We start from the raw sequence: 19,183 nt of genomic DNA, 5'->3' as shown, positions 1-19,183 counted from the left end.
CACTTGTGCGACCCGGCGGGCGTCGGAATACTAGCCCGCGTGACCGCACTGGAGGCAGTGGCCGTTCACCTCCCCCCACACGCCGTGCCCATCGAGGCGGTGGGCGAGCGCATCGGCCTGACCCCACGTCAACTCCGTCTCTTCCGCCGCTTCCACGGCCTGGACCAGCTGCGACTGGACCCGGCCGGGACGCTGCCCGACCTGCTCGAAGCCGCCCTGGACAACCTTCCGGAGCTGCGCGGACGCGAACACGACATCCGCTTCGTGATCCACGCCCGCAGCATGCCGGTGGCGGTGCCCCACCCGCTCAACCCGCTGCACGACCTGCTCGACGCCCGTGGACTGGCGCATGCCAACGCCTTCACGGTGACCCACCACGCCTGCGCGGTGGGCCTGCTGGCCATCGACCTGGCCGGCCGGCTGCTCGCGGGCGACCCCGACCCGGCGGCGCTCGCGCTGGTGCTGACCGGCGAGAAGACCTTCACCAGGGACGCCCAGGTGGTGCCCGAGACGGGCATCTTCGCCGAGGGCGCGGCCGCCTGCCTGGTCAGCGCCGGCGGCGGGCGTCACCGGGTGCTGTCCTTCGTGGTGCGCCAGCGCCCGGAGTTCGACGGCCGGCTGGCCGAGGACCCGGACCTGCTCGCCCGCTACCAGCGCGAGTACCCGAACGTGATGGTGGAGGCGATCGAGGCCGCCCTGGAGGAGGCCGGTCTGGACCTCTCCGACCTGGCCGCGATCCTCCCGCACAACGTCAACCAGGCGTCCTGGCGGATGATCGCGCGCCGGATCGGCTACCCGGTCGAGAAAGTCGTGCTGGACAACGTGCGGTCGGTGGGGCACAGTTTCGCCTCGGACGGCCTCATCAATCTCCACACCGCCACCACGCGGGGGCTGCTCCGCCGCGGCGACCACTACCTGATCGCCGCCGCCGGTGTCGGGGCCACCTTCTCCGCGATGGCGATGCGGTACTGACGGACCGCCGATTCCACCGGGAACCGCCGTCCGCACGCTGACGCCGCACCCCCGGACCACCCCTCCAGGCCACCTCAGAACCCCGGCGCACCCGCAAGCCCCGGGGCACACATCCCACGAACGACGGGACGGGACACCCATGTCAGAAGCCGCGGCCCAGACCGCCACCGACCCCGAACTGCGCGAGCGCGTCCTGCACGGCATCGGCGAGCTCCTGCCGCGCGTCCTCAAGCGCGAACTGCCCGAGATCCCGCAGGACGCCTGCCTCTTCGACGACCTCGGCCTCACCTCGGCCGGCACCATCGAGCTCATCCTGGAGCTGGAGGAGTCGCTCGACATCCAGGTGGACGTCGAGCAGATCACTGAGGACGACCTGCGGTCGGTCACCAGGCTGGCCGACTACGTCGCCGGGCACGTCATCCCCGAGGACTGACCGGGTGGCCCCCGGCCCCACCGGCCTGCGGATCACCCGGGCGCTGGCCCGCAGCTTCGACGGCCGCTCGGAGACCTCGCTCGACCCGGACCTGCGGGTCTTCGTCTCCGACCTCGTCCGCCCGTACGGCCTGCCGCTGCGTGAGGACCTGCTGGGCGCGGGCGTCGGCCACTCCTACGAGGAACTGGCCGCGGGCCCGCTGCGCGAGGCGCTCGCCGAGGACGAGCCGGCGGACCTGCTGATCCTGGCCTTCGACACGCCGGACGTCCGGCCCGGAGCACCGTCCTCGCTGGCGCTCAGCCGGTCCGTGCCGGGTGGTCCGCTCGCCTTCGCGGTCTGCGACCAGGGCGGCGCGGCGGCCTTCACCGCGCTGCGGCTGGCCGCCGGCCACCAGCGCACCGGCGCCTGCCGCCGGGCCGTGGTGGTGCTCGCCGAGCAGAGCGCGCTGCACTACGAACCGCCCGCGCCGGTGCCGTTTCCGGAGCGGCACGCGGTGGTGGTGCTGGTCTGCGAGGAGGCTCCGGGCGAGGGCCTGGCCGTCCGGCAGACCCGGGGCGTGGCCGCACCGGCGGAGACCGTCCGGGCGGAGGCCGAGCAACTGGGCCCCGGGGTGGCGCTGCTGCTCGGCCCCGGCTTCGGCGGCCCCAGTGGCTCCAGCGGTTCCAGCTCCGGCGGCTCCGGCTCCGGCTCCGGCGGTTCCGGCGCGGAGGAACCCCCGTCGGCCCAGCCGTTCACCGGGCTCTGGGCAGAGCTCGCCGAGCACCTGCCGCAGTGGCGGGCGGAGGGCCGGCCCGCCCTGCTGGCCGGGTACGACCGGCGGCTCGATGTGCTCAGTACGCTGGTCCTGCCGTGACGGCGACCGACCTCTGGTTGATCAATGCGCGTCAACCGGAGGCCATAGCAGCGGAGTTGGGGCAACTGCTCGACCCGGACGAACGGGCCCGGGCGGCGCGGATGGGCCCGGGCCCGGGCGACCGCTTCACCGTGGTGCGCGGAGCCGTCCGGCAGGTGGTCGCCGCCCGGCTCGGCGTGCGCCCGGCCGAACTGGTCTGGGAGTACGGGCCGCACGGCAAGCCCGAGGCCGCCGAGGCCGGTGGGCTACGGGTCAGCTGGTCGGCCTCGGGCGCGCTCGCGGTGCTGGCCCTCGCCGAGGGTCGGGCGGTCGGCGTCGACGTCGAACGGCTCCACCACCCGCGCACGGCCGAGCGGATGGCCGCGCGCTGGTTCCCGTTCGAGGAGGCGCGGTTCGTCGCCGAGCCCCTCGAACCGGCCGAGCGGGCGGCGCGGTTCACCGCGCTGTGGTGCCGCCGCGAGGCCTGCGTGAAGGCGTACGGCGGGCGGCTCGCGCAGTCCTTCGGCGTGCCCGTGGCCGGCCCTTCGCCGGTACTGGTGGCCGACCCGGGCGGGCTCGGCGCCGGCCCGTCCCTGCTCTGCGACGTTCCCGTCGCGGAGCCGTTCCGGGCTGCCGTCGCGGCCCTCGGGGAATCGCCGATGCGAGTCAACGTTCGTGAGTGGAAGGTAAATTGACGTGACACCGGAGCCGCCGCTCTCGGCGACGCGATGGACGGTGACCCGGCTGACCGCCGCCGACCCGTCGTTCGGTCCGGCCGAGGCCCACCACGCCGTGGTCGCCAGGCTCTCCGCGCTCACCTGAAGGGATGATCACGGCAGCCCGTGGGCTGCTCACCCCCACGGGGCGTCATGATCGTCCGCCGCCCCCCACGGAACGCCCTCCCAGGAGCAGGCGGAGGTCGCCCCCGAGGTGAGCCCCCACGGGCTCGGCACCTCCTCCTCGTCGCCGTCCTGCACCGGCAGCCGGTCGATCACCGCGGCCAGCGCCGGCGGCAGCTGCGGCGCCAGCCCCCGGTGCACCCGGGAGAGGATGTCCCGCCGCACGTCGTCCGGCAGCAGCGGCCGGTTCATCCGCAACACCCTCGGCCCGGGCGGCCGTTCGGCCGTCGCCAGCTGGTCCGACCAGGCCCGCCAGTAGTCGGCGTCGTCGGTCTCGCCGAGCATCAGGTGGTGCAGGTGCAGGCAGTACGCGGCCGTCCCGCTGCCCGAGCCGGCCGCGAAGCGCCACCAGAACTCGGCGCCCTCCTCCTTGCCCGTGGCGTACAGCAGCGCGCCGAACACCTCGGCCCCCTCCGGCTCGATCCGGCGCGCGTTCACCAGCAGGTCGAGGCCGCGCGAGGCGTCGGGCGCGCCCAGCACGAGGGCCACCACCAGGCCGAGTTCGAAGGCGGCCTGCTCGTGCTCCGACGGCAGGTGGACGGGCGCGGCCGTGAGCCGGGCCCGGCGTACGGTGGCGATCCGTTCCGCATGGGCGCGTTCGGGCCGCGGGACGCGGAACACCGTGCGGACGCCGTCGGCCGGATCCGCTCCGGCCGGGGCCCCCTCCTCGGGTCTCGCCGTCACAGTTCGCCACCACCGTCCGGGAGTTCGCCCACTCCGAGCCGGCGGGCCAGTCGCTCCCGGGCGTGCCGGAGGTTGGAGTGCACGGTCGCCACCGGCCGCCCCAGGTACGCCGCGATCACCTTGACGTGCAGGCCGAGCAGGTACCGCAGGATCACCACGTCCCGCTGCCGGTCCGGCAGTTCGAGGATCGCCGCGTACAGCCGCACCTCGTCCGCCTCGCTGCGCAGCAGCCCCTTCGCGACCTGCTTGAAGGCGCCGATCACCGCGGCGAAGGTGACCGCCTCCACCTCGACCGGCTCCTCGACGGCCACCCAGTCCGAGACGTGCCGGTTGGCCAACCGCCAGGCGTACGCGGCCGGTTCCTCGAACCGCAGCACCTGTGGCCAGCAGCGGGCCAGGTCGGACTTCACCGCCGCGACCACCAGGGCCGCGTCGGCCCGGTTGCCTATGCGGGTCATGGCGAGGGCGCGCCAGGCCGGTTCGTGTGTCTCGCAGAAGGCCACGTACGGCAGGCCCAGGCGGAGTTCGGCCTCGGAGCGGGTACCGGTGTCGGCGGTGGCCGTCGGTTCCGCCTCGGTTCCGCGGAGGTACGACACGGCCGTTGCGCCCCCGTGCCCGCGCTCCGGGGCACCCCTGTCGATCGTCATCGAGCCTGCTTTCCGTGGCCGTCGGCTGCTCGCCCGGGCCACCCGAGGGTCGGGCTGTCTGCGCCCATCCTCATTCCATCAGGCCCGTCACTCCAGGATGCAATCCGAATACAGATTGTCATCTCATGGGAGTCGGTGATTGGTTGAAACACTCGAGGACGGCCGGAACATGACGGTCCGCGCCTATCGTGGGCGGCGGGGACCGGCCGGAAACGGAAGCGGAAGAGGAACCGGAGGGAGAACACGATGGGCCTCTACGACGGGGTGGACCTGCGGCTCAACGTCCCGCACTCGGCCCGGATGTACGACTACTTCCTCGGCGGGTTCACCAACTTCGCCGCGGACCGCGAGGCCGCCGGCCACGCCCTCGCCGTCGCGCCCTGGCTGCGCGCCGCGGCCCGGGTCAACCGGGCCTTCATGCAGCGCTCGACCCGGGCGCTCGCCGAGGCCGGCTTCGACCAGTTCCTCGACATCGGCACCGGCATCCCCACCTCACCCAACCTGCACGAGGTCGCCCAGAGCGTCCGGCCCGACGCCCGGGTGGTCTACGCCGACAACGACCCCATCGTGCTCTCGCACGCCCAGGCCCTGCTCACCGGCACCCCCGAGGGGCGCACCGCCTACGTGGAGGCCGATGCCACCGACCCGGCGCGGCTGCTCGCCGCCCCTGGCCTGCGGGAGACCCTCGACCTGTCCCGCCCGGTCGCGCTCTCCCTGAACGCCCTGCTCCACTTCGTCCCCGACAGCCACGGCGCGTACGGGCTGGTCGAGCACCTCAAGTCCGCCCTCGCCCCCGGCAGCGCCCTGGTGGTGACCCACGTCAGCCCGGAGTTCGCGCCCGCGGACATCGCCACGCTGACCAGGATCTACGAGGCCGCCGGCACCGCGGCCCAGGCCCGCGTCCGGCCGGAGATCGCCCGCTTCTTCGACGGCTGGACCCTCCTCGATCCGGGGCTCGTGCCCATCGCCGAGTGGCGGCCGGCGCCCGGCGAGGTTCCCGGCGCTGCCTCGGAGGTCTCGCTGTACGCGGGGGTGGCCGTCCGGCCGTGAAATCCCGGGCCAATTCGCGTTGCTGACGAACCATCGGCACCCGAACCGCGTCCCTCCGACCGAGAAGGCGGCTCACGCCGCGCCAATCGATCGGAGGAGGAGCATGCACCCGCAGCCTTCGCAGGCCCGTCACAGCCGCCGCGCCGTCCTCGGCCTCGGCCTGGGTCTTGGCCTGGGAGCGGCCGTCGCCGTCGCCGCGACCGGCGGACCGGCCCTCGCGGCCACGGCGACCGGCCCGGCCGTCGACCGCGCCGCCGATCCGGGACTCCACCAGGCCCTCGCCGCCCTCGAACGGGAGCATTCCGGCCGCCTCGGCGTCTACGGCCGCAACCTGGCCACCGGCCGCACCGTCCGCTACCGCGCCGACGAGCTGTTCCCGATCTGCTCGGTCTTCAAGACCGTCGCCGTCGCCGCCGTCCTGCGGGACCTCGACCGCGACGGCGAGTTCCTCGCCAAGCGGATCCGGTACACCACCGCCGACCTCGTGCGGTCCGGCGGCGGGCTCATCACGGTCAAGGACGAGAACCTGGCGAACGGCATGACCGTCGCCGAGCTGTGCGCCGCCACCATCGAGTACAGCGACAACACCGCGGCCAACCTGCTGCTGCGCGAACTCGGCGGACCGACCGCCGTCACCGACTTCGCCCGCTCGATCGGCGACCGGGTCACCCGCCTGGACCGCTGGGAGCCGGAGCTCAACAGCGCCGAGCCCGACCGCCGCACCGACATCACCACCCCGCGGGCCATCGCCGCCACCTACGGCCGGCTCGCGCTCGGCGACGCCCTGCCGCCGGCCAAGCGGGAGCGGATCACCGCCTGGCTGCTGGGCAACACCACCAGCGTCCGCCGCTTCCGCGCGGGCCTCCCGGCGGACTGGGCCCTCGGCGACAAGACCGGCACCGGCGAGTACGGCACCACCAACGACGTCGGCATCGCCTGGACCCCGGCGGGCGCCCCCGTCCTGCTCGCCGTGCTCACCACCAAGCCCGCGGACCAGGCGGCACCGATGGACGAGCCGCTGGTCGCCCGGACGGCCACGCTGCTCGCGGGCGCGCTCGGCTGACCGAGCGCTCCTGCCACGGCCTGTCCCGGCGGCCGGAACAGTCGTCCCCGTCACGCCTCCCACCCGGTTCACGCACCGCACGGTGCTCATGCCACTGATGCCCGTCACCCCGTTCGTCCCACCAGTGCGACCCCGTCCCGCCGGGCCCAGACTGGTGAGGGACGATGCTGCCCCGCCAGGCAGGGAGAGGCATGCTGCTAGGGCTCACCACCGCGCTGGTCGCGACCGTCTGCTTCGGCTTCGGGGCGGTCTTCCAGGCGCGCGGGGCGCGGTCCGCCCCGCGCGCCGACCGGGTGCGGGCGGGCCTGCTGGCCGCGCTGGCGCGGTCCTGGCAGTTCGTCCTCGGCACACTGCTGGACATCGTCGGCTTCGTGCTGAGCGTCGTCGCCCTGCGCACCCTGCCGCTCTTCCTCGTCCAGGCCGTCACCAACTCCGGTCTGGCCGTCACCGCCGTGGCCGCCGTCTGGCTGCTCGGCGCGCGGCTGCGCCGGAGCGACATCGCGGCCATCGTCGCCGTGGTCGTCGGCCTGACCCTGCTGGCGCTCGGCTCCGGCCGGGAGGGCCGCGACCACGCCGCGCCCGCGTTCCACTGGGCGCTGCTCGCCACCACCGCCGCCATGGTGCTCGCCACCCTGGTCCTGGTGCGCCGGCAGGGCAACGCGGCCGCGGCCGGCCTGGGGCTGCTCGCCGGGGTCGGCTTCGGGGTGACCAGCCTGGCGGTGCGGGTCCTGGACGTCTCCGGTCCGCTTGCCGTCCTCACCGACCCGGCCGCCTACGCCCTCGTCGTCGGCGGCCTCGGCGGCTACCTCGCCTACGCCCTGGCCCTGCAGCGCGGCACCGTGACGGCCGCGACCGCCGCCGGGACGGTCACCGAGACCTTCGGACCGGCACTGGTCGGGGTGACGGCGCTCGGCGACGCCGCGCGCCCCGGCTTCGAGTGGTGCGCGCTGACGGGCTTCGCGGTGGCGGTGGGCGGCACCATCGTGCTCTCCCGCTTCGGTGAGCTGGAGGGCGAGTCCGCCGAGCTGTCCGCCCGGCACCGGGGCACCGAGCCCGCCGTCCCGCCCCGGTAGCCCGGACGGCACCGCCATGCGAAGGTGACTTGCCGGACAAAACGGACGGCGACACGGCCACAGAGCGGCAGGTGCCCGATGGCGGAGGAGTCCCACTCCCGACCCCGGCGGTCGGCCCCGAAGGGCCACACGGACCCGACGGACCCGACCGACCGCCCCGTCGCGCTGATCACCGGCGCTTCCTCCGGCATCGGCCGCGCCACCGCCACCCGCCTGGCCGACACCGGCTGGCACACCCTGCTCTCCGGCACCGACCGCCACCGGCTCGACGAACTCGCCGAGCGCACCGGCGGCCGCGCCCTGCCCGAGGACCTGAGCAAACCGGACGGCCCGGCTCGCCTCGCCGAGGCCGCCCTGGCCGAGACCGGCCGGGTGGACGCCCTGATCGCGAGCGCCGGCCTGGGCTGGCGCGGCCCCTACGCCCGGACGCCCGCCGACACCCTGGACCGGATGATCGAGGTCAACCTCGCCGCCCCGCTGCGCCTGGTCCGCCTCCTGCTGCCCGGGATGCTGGAGCGCCGCCACGGCCGGATCGTGCTGATCGGCTCGATGGCCGGCCAGGTCGGCGTGCGCGACGAGTCGGGGTACGCCGCCACCAAGGGCGGGCTGACGATGTTCGCGGAGAGCCTCTGGTACGAGCTGCGCGGCACCGGGGTGGGGGTGCGCCTGGTCCTGCCCGGGGCGGTCGACACCCCGTTCTTCGACCGGCGCGGCACGCCCTACCAACGCGAGCGGCCCCGCCCGGTCCCGGCGGAGCGGGTCGCGGACGTCGTGGTCGCGACCATCACCACCGAGCGGGACCGGCTCTACGTCCCGCACTGGCTCGGCTTTCCGGCCCGCATCCACGGCGCGGCCCCGGGCGTGTTCCGCCGGATGGCCTCGCGCTTCGGGTGAGCGCCGCCGTCGGGCACCGCCCGGCCACCGTCGCCGCCACGGCCCTCGCCGTCGCCGCCGGGATCGAGTTGCTGCACCTCGCCCCGGCCGCCGTGCGCCTGCCGCCGCTGCGCCGCACCCTCGCCCGCCGCACCGCCGGTTACGGCACCGCGCCCGGCCACGTCGCCCTGACCTTCGACGACGGACCCGACCCGCGCAGCACCCCGTACGTCCTCGACGCGCTGGACGCACTCGGTGCCCGCGCCACCTTCTTCCTGCTCGGCGCGATGCTGGAACGAGCCCCCGCGCTCGGCCGCGAACTGGTGCTGCGCGGCCACGAGGTGGCCGTCCACGGCTGGCACCACCGTCAGCAGTGGTACCCGGCCCCCGCCCGCGACCTGCGCGAACTGCGCCGCGCCACCGAGGCCGTGACCGAACTCTGCGGTGCCCGTCCGCTCTGGTACCGCCCGCCGTACGGGGTCCTGACCGCCGGCCCGGCGCTGGCCGCCCGCCGGCTCGGCCTGCGCAGCGTGCTGTGGACGGCCTGGGGCCGCGACTGGACGGCGCGGGCCACCGGCGAGTCCGTCCACGCGACCGCCCGCCCCGGCCTCACCGCCGGCGCCACCCTCCTGCTGCACGACTCCGACTGCACCTCCGCCCCCGACTCCTGGCGCGCCACCCTCGCCGCCCTCCCCCTGATCGCCGCCCACTGCCGCACCCACCACCTCACCCTCGGCCCCCTGCGCGACCACCGCGTCCCGGCGCCGGGCGGGAGTCGCCGGCCGTGACGGGCGCGCCACCCGCCCGGGCGGCGTCGGCGCGCACCGGACCAGCGGCTACCCCAGCCCGACCCGCCGCAGCGCCGCCCCGAACCCCGCCTGCCAGGCCGCCGGTGTCGCGCCGGCGGACGGCGCGGGCTCGGGGCGGCGGAGGGCGGCGAGGGCGTTGCGGACCACCTCGGCGGGGTGGGCGGTGGCGACGTCGGCGTGGCCGAGTTCCAGCTCGTGCTGGAGGTTGTCGCGCCCGTGCCCCTGCACCACGTCGAGGAGCAGCAGCCGCCGGCCCAGCGCCCTGGCCTCGCTGCAGGTGTCGCCCGAGCTGGTGACCACCAGGTCGGCGGCGGCCATCAGGGCGGGGACGCGGTCGGTGTAGCCGAAGGGGTGCAGCCGGGGCTCCCGGCGCGCGGCGGCCCGCAGCCGGCGCTCCAGCTCCAGGTTGCGCCCGGCCACCGCGAGCACGTGCGGCCCGGCGGCGGCCAGCGAGGCGGCGGTGCGGGCGAGCGGGCCGAGCCCCCAGGAGCCGGACATCAGCAGCACGCACGCGGCGCCCGCAGGCACGCCCAACTCCGTGCGTGCCGCGGCCCGTTCCGGCGGCCGGTAGAACAGCTGGCGCAGCGGCGCCGGGACGACGGCGATGTCGGCGTCCGGCCGGTACCGCCGCACCGCGCACGCGGCGACCTCCGAGGTGACCAGGAACAGGTCCGTCCCCTCCTGCACCCAGAGCCGGTGCGGCGTCACGTCGGTGCAGAACACGAAGTGCCGGAACTCCCGCTCCGGGGCCTGCCGCAGCAGCCGGTTGACGGCTGAGGTCGCGGTGGCGAACACCGAGACCACCAGCTGCGGCCGCTGCGCCGCGATCAGCTCCCGCAGCGCCGGGACCAGTCGGGTGCGGGCCGCCGCGTCGGCGAGCAGGGCGAGCCGGGCACCGGGCCGCAGCGCCGAGAAGTGGAAGGCGTCGTACACCCCGGGCAGGTCGAGCAGCCGGCGGAACACCGCCTCCCCGGCCGCGCCCGAGCGCTGCCCGAGCAGCGCCATGGCGTCGACGGTGCGGGTGGTCCAGCCGCGTTCCCGCAGGGTGTCCGCGCAGGCCTGCGCCATCACGTCGTGGCCCTGCCCGAGCGAGCCGGAGACCAACAGGGCGTGCGGCATCGGGCGGCCCCGTCAGGCGCCGGCGGCCGAGCCGACGGCGGCCCGGTACCAGTCCGCGTACCGCCGCACCCCGTCGGTGAAGTTGGTGTGCGGTGACCAGCCCAGCAGCCGCTTGGCCTGCGCCGAGGAGATCCGCCGCCCCGCGTAGTCGGCCTTGCGCCCGTCGATGTGCTCGATGCTGACGGGCCCCAGCAGGCCGTCCACGGTGTCGGCGATGTCCCGCACCGAGACGGCCGTCGAGCCCTCCAGTGCGAAGGTCTGGTCCTCGGCGGCGGGGGACAGGGCCCGGACGTGGGCGTCGGCGAGGTCCTCGACGTAGACGAAGTTGCGGCTCTGCCGGCCGTCCCCGGCGATGGTGATCGGCCGCCCGGCCAGCGCGGCCTGGACGAACCGGGCGACGACCAGCTCGTCCCGCATCCGGGGGCCGTACGGGATGCCGTAGCGCAGGATGGTGAAGTGCTGCCCGTAGAGCTCGCGGTAGCTGTGCACCAGCATCTCGGCGGCCAGCTTGGTGGCCACGTAGAGATGGCCGCTGTGCTCCAGCTCGATCGGCACGTGTTCGTCCAACTCCTGTTCCCCGCTATCGAGTTGGCCGTCGGCGAGGGCGGCGCCGTAGACCCAGACGGTGCTCGCCAGCACGATCCGGCTCAGGCCGCCGCGCCGGGCGGCCTCCAGGACGGCCTCGGTGCCGTCGATGTTGGTCCGCACCGCGCGGACCGGGTCGGCGGACACCTGCTCGACGTCGGCCATGGCGGCCAGGTGGTAGACCACCTCGCTGCCGGCCAGGGCCGCGGTGAGGGCCTCGAGGTCGAGGACGTCGAGCCGCGCGTGCTCGGCGTCCGGGTTGAGGTACTTGTCGGTGGTGTCCACCGCGAGGACGTCGTGGCCGGCCGCGATCAGGTGGTCCACGACGTGTGAGCCGATGAACCCGCAGCCCCCGGTGACGGCTATCCGCACGATCTTGCTCCCTTCGCTCCGGCTATCCGGCCAGTCGCCGGTACACCGTGGAGACGGCGTCGACCACCTGCTCCGTCTCGTCCTCGGTCATGTCGGAGTGCACCGGCAGGCAGACCTGCCGGGCGCAGACGTCCTCGGCCACCGGCAGCGGCCCGCGCCGGTACGGGGCGAGCACCGGCTGGAGGTGCAGCGGCAGGTCGTAGACCTCGCCGGACAGCCGCACCCCGTGCTCCTCGGCCAGCGCCCGCTTGAACGACGCGCGGTCCACCCCCGACGGCAGCAGCGCCACGTACTTGTAGTAGTTACCGCGGCAGCCGGGCGGTTCGAGCACCGGGTCGAGGCCGTCCAGCCCGGCCAGCGCTGCGTCGTAGCGGCGGGCGACGGCCCGGCGGGTCTCGATGAACTCCTTCAGCCGGCGCAGGTGCACCGTACCGATCGCGGCGTGCGGCTCGCTCATCCGCCAGGAGTAGCCGAGCTCCACGTGGTGGTTGGTGGTGAAGGACCCCTTCCCCTGGTCGCGGTGGATCCGGGCCGAGTCCCGCAGCTCCGGCGACTCGGTGAGGATCATCCCGCCCTCGCCGCTGGTGGTGACCTTGGTCGGGTAGAAGGAGAAGGCCCCGGCCAGGCCGAAGGTGCCGGCGGCGCGGCCGTCGAAGCTGCTGCCGTGGGCGTGCGCGGCGTCCTCGACCAGCGGGATGCCGCGCCGGTCGCAGAGCGCGCGTACGGCGTGGACCTGCGGGCCGACCAGCCCGCCGATGTGCACCAGGACGACGGCGGCGGTGTCCGGGGTGAGCGCCGCCTCCAGGGTCTCGGGGGAGAGCGCGAGGGTGGCCGGGTCGACGTCGGCGAAGACCGGACGGCCGCCCGCGTGCACCACCGCGCCGGCGGTCGCGTAGAAGGTGACGGCGGGGACGACCACGTCGCGGCTCTGGACGTCGATGCCGCGCAGGATCACCTCCAGTGCCGCCGTGCCGCTGCTCACCGCGACGGCGTGCGAGGCGCCGTGCTCGGCGGCGAAGGCCTGCTCGAAGCGCTCGGTCCACGGGCCGAGGGTGAGCGCGCCGGTGGTGAGCATCTCGGTCACCGCTTCGGCGACCGCCGCTCGGTCTCTCTCGTCGAACACGATGCGGGCGGCTGGAACGCCCATGGGGCACCTCCGGCGGCGGGCTGCGAAAGCAGCACCGATCGGGTCGGATCCTCCCGAACCGCACGTCAGCGGACGGGTCAGGCACATCACGCTACTTCGCCCACCGGTCCGCGGCCCGCCGTCGCGGCCCGCACGGGTGACCGAATCTGCTTCCGCCGCAGGTCCGGGCGCTGCTTCCGGTGCGGGGCGTGCGCTCCTCCGTGCGGGGGAGGGCACTACTGCGTCCGCAGTACGCAAACGGCCTGCGCAGGGACGACGACGGAGCAGGGGTCGGCGATCAAGGATTGGTCATGCTGCGGCGGACCGCGTCCACCAGGACGTCCCGGCCGGCCGCGGCACGTTCCGTACCCGAGAACCGCATCCGAAGGAGTCCGCTCTCCCGTGGCCACGTTCCTCTACCGTCTGGGCCGATGGACCTTCGTCCGGCGCCGCCTGGTGACCTTCCTCTGGGTCGCCGTGCTGGCCGCCGTCGGGGTCCTGGCGGCCAAGGCGCCCGCCGCACCCGACGACGGCTTCTCGATGCCCGGCACGGAAGCGCAGAAGGCCTTCGACCTGATGAACGAGCGCTTCCCCGGCGGGCACGCCGACGGGGCCTCGGCGCGCCTGGTGTTCGTCGCCCCCTCCGGCCAGAAGATCACCGCCGCACCCAACCAGCAGGTGGTCGAGCGGACGGTCGACGAGGTCGCCCGCTCCGAGCAGGTCACCGGTGCGGTGAACCCGTTCAAGATGCAGGGCGCCGTCTCCGCGGACGGCACCACCGCATACGCCACGGTCAACTACTCCGCCAAGGCGGGCGAGGTGTCCAAGGGCGCCACCGACGCCCTGGAGCAGGCCGCCCAGCACGGCCGGGACGCCGGGCTCAAGGTCGAGATCGGCGGCAACGCGCTGATGGCCAAGCCCGAGGCGGGCGGCAGCAGCGAGGCGATCGGCATGGCGCTGTCCGCCGTCGTCCTGGTGATCACCTTCGGCTCGCTGGTCGCGGCCGGCCTGCCGCTGCTCACCGCCGTCGTCGGCGTCGGCCTCGGCATGGCGCTGATCGCCGCGCTCGGCAGCACGCTGGGGCTCTCCACCACCACCGGCACGCTCGCCATGATGCTCGGCCTCGCGGTCGGCATCGACTACGCGGTGTTCATCGTCTCCCGCTACCGCGCAGAGCTCTCCGAGGGCCGCACGCCCCAGGAGGCGGCGGGCCGGGCCGTCGGCACCGCCGGGTCCGCGGTGGTCTTCGCCGGCCTCACCGTGGTGATCGCGCTCGCCGGCCTCTCCGTGGTCGGCATCCCGATCCTGGCCAAGATGGGCATGGCCGCCGCCGGTACGGTCGTCATAGCCGTGCTGGTCGCCCTCACCCTGGTCCCCGCGCTGCTCGGCTTCCTCGGTCGCAAGGTGCTGCCCCGCAAGGCCCGCAAGGCCCGCAAGGCCCGCAAGGCCCGCAAGGCCCGCAAGGCCCGTACGGACCAGGGCGAGGCCTCGGGCGGGAAGGAGAACGGCGGTGCCCGCTGGGCCCGCTTCATCCTGCGCCGCCCGCTCGCGGTGCTGCTCGGCGGTGTGATCGGCCTCGGCGTGCTCGCGGCCCCCGCGCTCGACCTCAGGCTCGGCCTGCCGGGCGACGAGTCCAAGCCCACCTCCACCACCCAGCGCCGCGCCTACGACCTGCTCTCCGAGGGCTTCGGCCCCGGCTTCAACGGCCCGCTGACGGTCATGGTGGACGCCAAGGGCGTCGCCGACCCGAAGGCCGCCGCGGCCGAGGTCGCCAAGAAGGTCTCCGGTCTGCCCGGGGTCGTCGCGGTGACGCCGCCGATGTTCAACCCGGCCGGCGACACGGCCCTGCTCAACGCCGTCCCGGCGACCGGCCCGAGCGAGGCCGAGACCAAGGACATCGTGCACGCCATCCGCGGCGACGCGGCCGGCCTCAAGTCGGCCACCGGGGCGACGGTCCTGGTCAGCGGCACCACGGCGATGAACATCGACGTCTCGCAGAAGATGTCCGACGCGCTGGTGCCCTACCTCGCCGTGGTCGTCGGCCTCGCCGTCATCCTGCTGATGGTGGTCTTCCGCTCCGTCCTCGTCCCGCTGAAGGCGGCCCTGGGCTTCCTGCTCTCCGTGGTCGCCGCGCTCGGCGCCGTGGTCGCGGTCTTCCAGTGGGGCTGGCTGGCCGACCTGATCGGCGTGGAGCAGACCGGCCCGGTGATGAGCATGATGCCGATCTTCATGATCGGTGTGGTCTTCGGCCTCGCCATGGACTACGAGGTGTTCCTGGTCACCCGGATCCGCGAGGGCTTCGTCCACGGTGAGGAGCCCGGCGAGGCCATCGTCACCGGCTTCCGGCACAACGCCCGGGTGGTCACCGCCGCCGCGTTCATCATGATCGCCGTCTTCGCCGGCTTCATCGGGATGAGCGAGCCGATGATCAAGATGATGGGCCTGGGCCTCGCCGCGGCCGTCGCCTTCGACGCCTTCATCGTCCGGATGACGGTCGTCCCGGCCGTCCTCGCCCTGCTCGGCCGACGCGCCTGGTGGCTGCCGCGCTGGCTCGACCGGCTGATACCGGACGTGGACGTCGAGGGCAGCAAGCTGGAGACCGCGGCCCCCGAGCCGACCCAGGCCCGGGAGTCGGTCACCGTCTAGGCCGGTACCGTCCGGGCCTGGCCCGGCACCACCGAGGCCAGGCCCGGTCACCACCCCGGGCCTGGCCTCGGTGGTGACCGTCCGGTCCGCCGCCGATCGGCTCGGACACCGGTTCGAACTCCAACCGTTACCGTTGCTGTCGGGGGCCACCGCCCGTGCGGAGGCCCCCTGCCCGGCCCGCCGCCCCCACCGCGGCCGGCGCGGCGCGAACTGGCGTGGCCCGGCGAGGGTGCGGCCAGGGCACCCCGACCCGGAGACCACGACCATGAGTGACACCTGGCAGCGCCTGCGCCGAGACCACCCCCGGCTGCTCGACTTCGCCGGCGGCCTGGCCCTGATCGCGGTCACCGCCCTCGGCGCCACCACGGACCAGAGCGCCGGGCGGTTCGTCAAGGCCGACCCGACGACCTGCGTCCTCGCGCTCATCGCGGCCGTCGCCGTCTTCTTCCACCGCCGCCGGCCGCGCGGCGTGGTCGCCGTCACCCTCTTCTGCACCATGCTGCTCGCCTGGAGCACCCCCCGGCTCACCCCGATGCTGGCCGCCCCGCTGCTGCTCGCGCTCTACTTCCTCGCCGTCCGCAGCGACCGTGCCACCGCCTTCCGCGCCTCCATCCTCACCGCCGTCCTGCTCAGCGGGATCTCCCTGCTGCTCGGCCCCAGCGGCCCGCTCGGCGAACGGATCGGCGTCCTGGCCTGGGCCCTGCTGCCCGGCGCCCTCGGCGACTCCATCCGCAACCGCCGCGCGCACCTCGCCGCCATCGAGGAACGCGCCGAACGCGCCGAGCGGACCCGCGAGGAGGAGGCCCGGCGGCGGGTCGCCGACGAGCGCATCAGGATCGCCCGCGACCTGCACGACGTCGTCGCCCACCACATCGCCCTCGCCAACGCCCAGGCCGGCATCGCCGTCCACCTCATGGACAGCCACCCCGTCCAGGCCCGCGAGGTGCTCAGCCACATCACCGACGCCACCGGCTCGGCCCTCCACGAACTGCGCGCCACCGTCGGCCTGCTGCGCCGCGCCGAGGAGCCCGCCCCGCTCGAACCCGCCCCCGGCCTCGACCGGCTGCCCGAGCTGATCACCACCTTCGAGCGGGCCGGCCTGCCGGTGCGGCTCACCGTCGAGGGCGAGGCCCGCCCGCTGTCGCCCGGCGTCGACCTCACCGCCTTCCGGATCGTCCAGGAGTCGCTGACCAACGTGGCCAAGCACGCCCACGGCGCCGACGCCGAGATCACCCTCGCCTACAGCGGCAGCCGGGTCGCGGTCAGCGTCGCCAACGGCCGCCCGACCGTCACCGGCCGCCCCCGCGCCGTGTCCCCGCCCCGGCAGGCCTCCAGCGGCAGCGGCTTCGGGCTGATCGGCATGCGCGAGCGGGCCGGCGCGGTCGGCGGCCGGCTCAGCGCCGACCGGCGGCCCGGCGGCGGCTTCCTGGTCACCGCCGAACTGCCGCTGCGCACCGGCGCCCGCGACGACGGCCCCGAGACCGCGGGCGCCTTCACCGCCGAGGACGTCGCCCGGGCGGCCCGGGCCGTCCGCACCGTCCGTGGCGATCGTCCGACGACCGATCGTCCGACGACCGACCGCCCGACGACCGACCGCCCGACACCAGCCGAAGGACAGGAGCGCGCCGCCCGAGCGGACGGCGCCGTTCGAGAGGACATGGACCACGCATGACCATCCGGGTACTGCTCGCCGACGACCAGGCCCTGCTGCGCGGCGCCTTCCGCCTGCTGATCGACGCGGAGGAGGACATGGAGGTGGTCGGCGAGGCCGCCGACGGCCGGGAGGCCGTCGCGCTCGCCCGGGCCACCAGGCCCGACCTCGTGCTGATGGACATCCGGATGCCCGGCGTCGACGGCCTCGGCGCCACCGCCGAGATCTGCGGCGACGAGGAGCTGTCCGGCACCCGGGTGCTCATCCTCACCACCTTCGAGATCGACGAGTACGTGGCCCAGGCGTTGCGCGCGGGCGCCGGCGGCTTCCTCGGCAAGGGCGCCGACCCCAAGGAGCTGCTCGCCGCGATCCGCACCGTGGCGGCGGGCGAGGCGCTGCTCTCGCCCGCCGCGACCCGGGCGGTGATCGACCAGTTCCTGGCCCAGCCCGAGCCGGCGTCCGGAACCCCGACCAGTGAGCGGCTCGCCGTCCTCACCGCCCGCGAGCGCGAGGTGATGTCGATGGCCGCCACCGGCCTCACCAACGAGGAGATCGCGGAGCGGATGTTCGTCAGCCCCTTCACCGTCCGCACCCACGTCCACCGGGCGATGAACAAGCTCGACGCTCGCGACCGCGCCCAGCTCGTCGCCATCGCCTACCAGAGCGGCCTGGTCCCGCCCGGCCGCCCGGCCTGAGTCGCCGGGGACCGGGTCAGGGCTCGATCGGCTCAGCCCGCGATCGGGCCCGGTCGCGCCTCGGCCCGCTCCGCGCCCGGGCGCGGAGCCCGGACGCGGGGGAGACCGAAGGCGGACATCTCCTTCTCCTCGTAGGAGAGGAACCCCAGCGAGCGGTAGAAGGCGTGGTTCCGCACGCCCTCCGGGGTGGACTCGTGGTCGGTCGAGAGCAGGAAGAACCGGCAGTGGGCGTAGCGGTCCATCAGGTGCTCCATCAGTGCGCGCCCCACGCCCTTCCGGTGGTGGCGCGGGTGCACCAGCACGTCCTGGACGTAGCAGACCGCCTCGTCGTCCGAGACGGTGCGGGCCAGCCCGAGCAGTTCCCCGGACTCGTCGCGCGCGGTCACGACCAGGTGGGAGTTGGCCAGGCCGCGCAGCAGCTTGTCGACGTCGCCGGTGTAGCCCTCCCACCCCACCGCGTCGTACAGCTCGAACATCTCGTCGCGGTCGAACTCCACCTCGCGGGCGATGATCACATTGCCTCCCCGATCATGCGGCTCTCCCCGGAGCCGCCGTTCCTGACGTCCTCGAACCGCCCATCCTTCATCGGACGCCCCGCTCCGCTCAAGGTGGTCTGGACCGCTCGGACCACAGCGTCTGCGGGCCACCCCGTCGTACCTGCCGACGTGGTCGGCGCCGGGGCCCGTGGGCCCGTCGTGCGCCCCCGTCGCTCCCGACGGAGGATGGGGGGATCCGGGCCGTGGAAGAGCCGGAGGCGGGAGGCCGGGCCATGGGCATCGCAATGGCGGACATCCGGGAGTGGCGCGGCCACGCCGTGGTCGACGAGAAGAGCCGCCGCATCGGTTCGCTGGAGTCGGTCTACGTGGAGACGGCCAGCGACGAGCCGTTCTTCGCGACCGTCGCGGTCGGGTTCGCCGGCCGTCGCCGCCTGGTGTTCGTCCCGCTGGAGGGGGCGGTGGCCGGACCGGACTACCTCCGGGTGGCGTACCCGCGCAACGTCGTCAAGCAGGCTCCGGCGATCGGCACCGACGACGTGCTGCCCGCCGTGGACGAGCCCGCCGTGTTCGCGCACTACGAGCTTCCGTACGCGACCGGCGCCGGCGGGGAGCGCCGCCTGGCCCGCCGCTGACCGGTCCCCGGTTCCGCCGCTGACCTACCCCAGGCCGGGTACGACTTTCGCCACCCGGGAATGAATACCCCGCCGGGTACACTTGTCCATCGACAGTCGATATGAAAGGCGGCCCTGACATGCAGGTGGACGAGGAGGCGGTCGGCGCGGTCCTGAACCGGCTGCGCCGCGCGCAGGGCCAGTTGGCCGGAGTGATCGCGATGATCGAGGCGGGCCGGGACTGCAAGGACGTGGTCACCCAGCTCGCCGCCGTCTCGCGCGCGCTCGACCGGGCCGGGTTCAAGATCGTCGCAAGCGGCATGCGCCAATGCATGGCCGCCGCCGACGAGGACGCCCCGCCGATGAGCGAGGCCGAGCTGGAGAAGCTCTTCCTCGCCCTGGCCTGACCGGCGGCGCACGCCCGGGGAGCACGGAACGGCGGGGGCTGTGGTGGACCGGTCCACCACAGCCCCCGCCGCATGCCCCCGGGGGCGGCCGCGGGGGCGGACGGGGGGGGGCGCCCAGACACCGCGGCGGTGGCGCCCG

At 74.6% G+C, this 19,183-nt stretch carries 21 protein-coding genes; 15 read left to right on the top strand and 6 right to left on the bottom strand.

Annotated features, from left to right (window positions below):
• Window positions 1–39 precede the first annotated feature (39 nt).
• The 5 genes from ACGF13_RS22550 to ACGF13_RS22530 all read left to right on the top strand — a co-directional run bounded on the left by ACGF13_RS22550 (window position 40) and on the right by ACGF13_RS22530 (window position 3,059).
• On the top strand, window positions 40–972 hold the full coding sequence (locus tag ACGF13_RS22550; protein WP_392877801.1) for a 3-oxoacyl-[acyl-carrier-protein] synthase III C-terminal domain-containing protein: 933 nt from the start codon (window positions 40–42) through the stop codon (window positions 970–972).
• A gap of 139 nt (window positions 973–1,111) precedes the next feature.
• Window positions 1,112–1,405, top strand: a complete 294-nt coding sequence (locus ACGF13_RS22545) for a phosphopantetheine-binding protein (RefSeq protein ID WP_392877799.1) — start codon at window positions 1,112–1,114, stop codon at window positions 1,403–1,405.
• Window positions 1,406–1,409: 4 nt separating this feature from the next.
• Window positions 1,410–2,258: a hypothetical protein gene (locus ACGF13_RS22540; protein WP_392877797.1), complete on the top strand. Its 849-nt coding sequence runs from the start codon at window positions 1,410–1,412 to the stop codon at window positions 2,256–2,258.
• Complete coding sequence (locus ACGF13_RS22535; RefSeq protein ID WP_392877795.1) at window positions 2,255–2,932, top strand: 4'-phosphopantetheinyl transferase family protein; 678 nt, start codon at window positions 2,255–2,257, stop codon at window positions 2,930–2,932. Before ACGF13_RS22540 ends, ACGF13_RS22535 begins: the two co-directional genes overlap by 4 nt.
• A 1-nt stretch (window position 2,933) precedes the next feature.
• Window positions 2,934–3,059 (top strand): hypothetical protein, encoded by a 126-nt coding sequence (locus ACGF13_RS22530; RefSeq protein WP_392877793.1) that lies wholly within the window; start codon window positions 2,934–2,936, stop codon window positions 3,057–3,059.
• Window positions 3,060–3,088: 29 nt separating this feature from the next.
• Here the strand turns inward: ACGF13_RS22530 and ACGF13_RS22525 are convergent, their stop codons facing one another.
• Together ACGF13_RS22525 and ACGF13_RS22520 are read right to left on the bottom strand one after the other, a co-directional pair.
• Window positions 3,089–3,820, bottom strand: a complete 732-nt coding sequence (locus ACGF13_RS22525) for a hypothetical protein (RefSeq protein WP_392877791.1) — start codon at window positions 3,818–3,820, stop codon at window positions 3,089–3,091.
• Entirely contained in the window at window positions 3,817–4,467 is a 651-nt protein-coding gene (locus tag ACGF13_RS22520; RefSeq protein WP_392877789.1) for an RNA polymerase sigma factor, read from the bottom strand. The genes ACGF13_RS22525 and ACGF13_RS22520 overlap by 4 nt, the downstream gene beginning before the upstream one ends.
• Before the next feature lie 246 nt (window positions 4,468–4,713).
• On the opposite strand from ACGF13_RS22520, the gene ACGF13_RS22515 reads away from it, so the two are divergent.
• The 5 genes from ACGF13_RS22515 to ACGF13_RS22495 all read left to right on the top strand — a co-directional run bounded on the left by ACGF13_RS22515 (window position 4,714) and on the right by ACGF13_RS22495 (window position 9,314).
• The gene (locus tag ACGF13_RS22515) at window positions 4,714–5,517 is read left to right on the top strand and encodes an SAM-dependent methyltransferase (protein ID WP_392877787.1); all 804 of its coding nucleotides are present in this window, start codon (window positions 4,714–4,716) and stop codon (window positions 5,515–5,517) included.
• Window positions 5,518–5,620: 103 nt separating this feature from the next.
• On the top strand, window positions 5,621–6,580 hold the full coding sequence (bla, locus tag ACGF13_RS22510; RefSeq protein WP_392877785.1) for a class A beta-lactamase: 960 nt from the start codon (window positions 5,621–5,623) through the stop codon (window positions 6,578–6,580).
• Between the two features lie 191 nt (window positions 6,581–6,771).
• Entirely contained in the window at window positions 6,772–7,653 is an 882-nt protein-coding gene (locus ACGF13_RS22505) for a hypothetical protein (RefSeq protein WP_392877783.1), read from the top strand.
• A 78-nt stretch (window positions 7,654–7,731) separates the two neighbouring features.
• Window positions 7,732–8,547, top strand: coding sequence for an SDR family NAD(P)-dependent oxidoreductase (locus ACGF13_RS22500; protein ID WP_392877781.1), 816 nt, complete (start codon window positions 7,732–7,734; stop codon window positions 8,545–8,547).
• A complete protein-coding gene (locus tag ACGF13_RS22495; protein ID WP_392877779.1) occupies window positions 8,544–9,314 on the top strand; it encodes a polysaccharide deacetylase family protein in 771 nt (256 codons plus the stop codon). The genes ACGF13_RS22500 and ACGF13_RS22495 overlap by 4 nt, the downstream gene beginning before the upstream one ends.
• Before the next feature lie 48 nt (window positions 9,315–9,362).
• Here the strand turns inward: ACGF13_RS22495 and ACGF13_RS22490 are convergent, their stop codons facing one another.
• The 3 genes from ACGF13_RS22490 to ACGF13_RS22480 are packed head-to-tail and all read right to left on the bottom strand — an operon-like array spanning window position 9,363 to window position 12,558.
• The gene (locus ACGF13_RS22490) at window positions 9,363–10,454 is read right to left on the bottom strand and encodes a hypothetical protein (RefSeq protein WP_392877777.1); all 1,092 of its coding nucleotides are present in this window, start codon (window positions 10,452–10,454) and stop codon (window positions 9,363–9,365) included.
• Window positions 10,455–10,466: 12 nt separating this feature from the next.
• Window positions 10,467–11,411 carry an NAD-dependent epimerase/dehydratase family protein gene (locus tag ACGF13_RS22485; protein ID WP_392877775.1) on the bottom strand — a complete coding sequence of 315 codons (945 nt, stop codon included), beginning with the start codon at window positions 11,409–11,411 and terminating at the stop codon, window positions 10,467–10,469.
• Between the two features lie 22 nt (window positions 11,412–11,433).
• Window positions 11,434–12,558 carry a DegT/DnrJ/EryC1/StrS family aminotransferase gene (locus ACGF13_RS22480; RefSeq protein ID WP_392877773.1) on the bottom strand — a complete coding sequence of 375 codons (1,125 nt, stop codon included), beginning with the start codon at window positions 12,556–12,558 and terminating at the stop codon, window positions 11,434–11,436.
• Window positions 12,559–12,939: 381 nt separating this feature from the next.
• Here ACGF13_RS22480 and ACGF13_RS22475 point away from each other — a divergent pair, with 381 nt between their 5' ends.
• The 3 genes from ACGF13_RS22475 (at window position 12,940) to ACGF13_RS22465 (ending at window position 17,529) form a co-directional block, all read left to right on the top strand.
• Window positions 12,940–15,183: an MMPL family transporter gene (locus tag ACGF13_RS22475; RefSeq protein WP_392877771.1), complete on the top strand. Its 2,244-nt coding sequence runs from the start codon at window positions 12,940–12,942 to the stop codon at window positions 15,181–15,183.
• 265 nt (window positions 15,184–15,448) lie between these two features.
• The gene (locus ACGF13_RS22470; RefSeq protein WP_392877770.1) at window positions 15,449–16,855 is read left to right on the top strand and encodes a sensor histidine kinase; all 1,407 of its coding nucleotides are present in this window, start codon (window positions 15,449–15,451) and stop codon (window positions 16,853–16,855) included.
• A complete protein-coding gene (locus tag ACGF13_RS22465) occupies window positions 16,852–17,529 on the top strand; it encodes a response regulator (RefSeq protein WP_392877769.1) in 678 nt (225 codons plus the stop codon). Before ACGF13_RS22470 ends, ACGF13_RS22465 begins: the two co-directional genes overlap by 4 nt.
• A gap of 32 nt (window positions 17,530–17,561) precedes the next feature.
• Here the strand turns inward: ACGF13_RS22465 and ACGF13_RS22460 are convergent, their stop codons facing one another.
• A complete protein-coding gene (locus ACGF13_RS22460; RefSeq protein ID WP_392877767.1) occupies window positions 17,562–18,044 on the bottom strand; it encodes a GNAT family N-acetyltransferase in 483 nt (160 codons plus the stop codon).
• A gap of 254 nt (window positions 18,045–18,298) precedes the next feature.
• Here ACGF13_RS22460 and ACGF13_RS22455 point away from each other — a divergent pair, with 254 nt between their 5' ends.
• Both ACGF13_RS22455 and ACGF13_RS22450 read left to right on the top strand, forming a co-directional pair.
• Window positions 18,299–18,658, top strand: a complete 360-nt coding sequence (locus tag ACGF13_RS22455) for a PRC-barrel domain-containing protein (protein ID WP_392877765.1) — start codon at window positions 18,299–18,301, stop codon at window positions 18,656–18,658.
• Between the two features lie 119 nt (window positions 18,659–18,777).
• The gene (locus ACGF13_RS22450; protein WP_392877763.1) at window positions 18,778–19,044 is read left to right on the top strand and encodes a metal-sensitive transcriptional regulator; all 267 of its coding nucleotides are present in this window, start codon (window positions 18,778–18,780) and stop codon (window positions 19,042–19,044) included.
• The last annotated feature ends 139 nt before the right edge of the window (window positions 19,045–19,183 follow it).

Source organism: Kitasatospora sp. NPDC048286 (assembly GCF_043201735.1).
GTDB lineage: Bacteria > Actinomycetota > Actinomycetes > Streptomycetales > Streptomycetaceae > Kitasatospora.
Note: the sequence above shows the minus strand (reverse complement) of the source record. Positions and strands in the feature narration are given on the sequence as shown.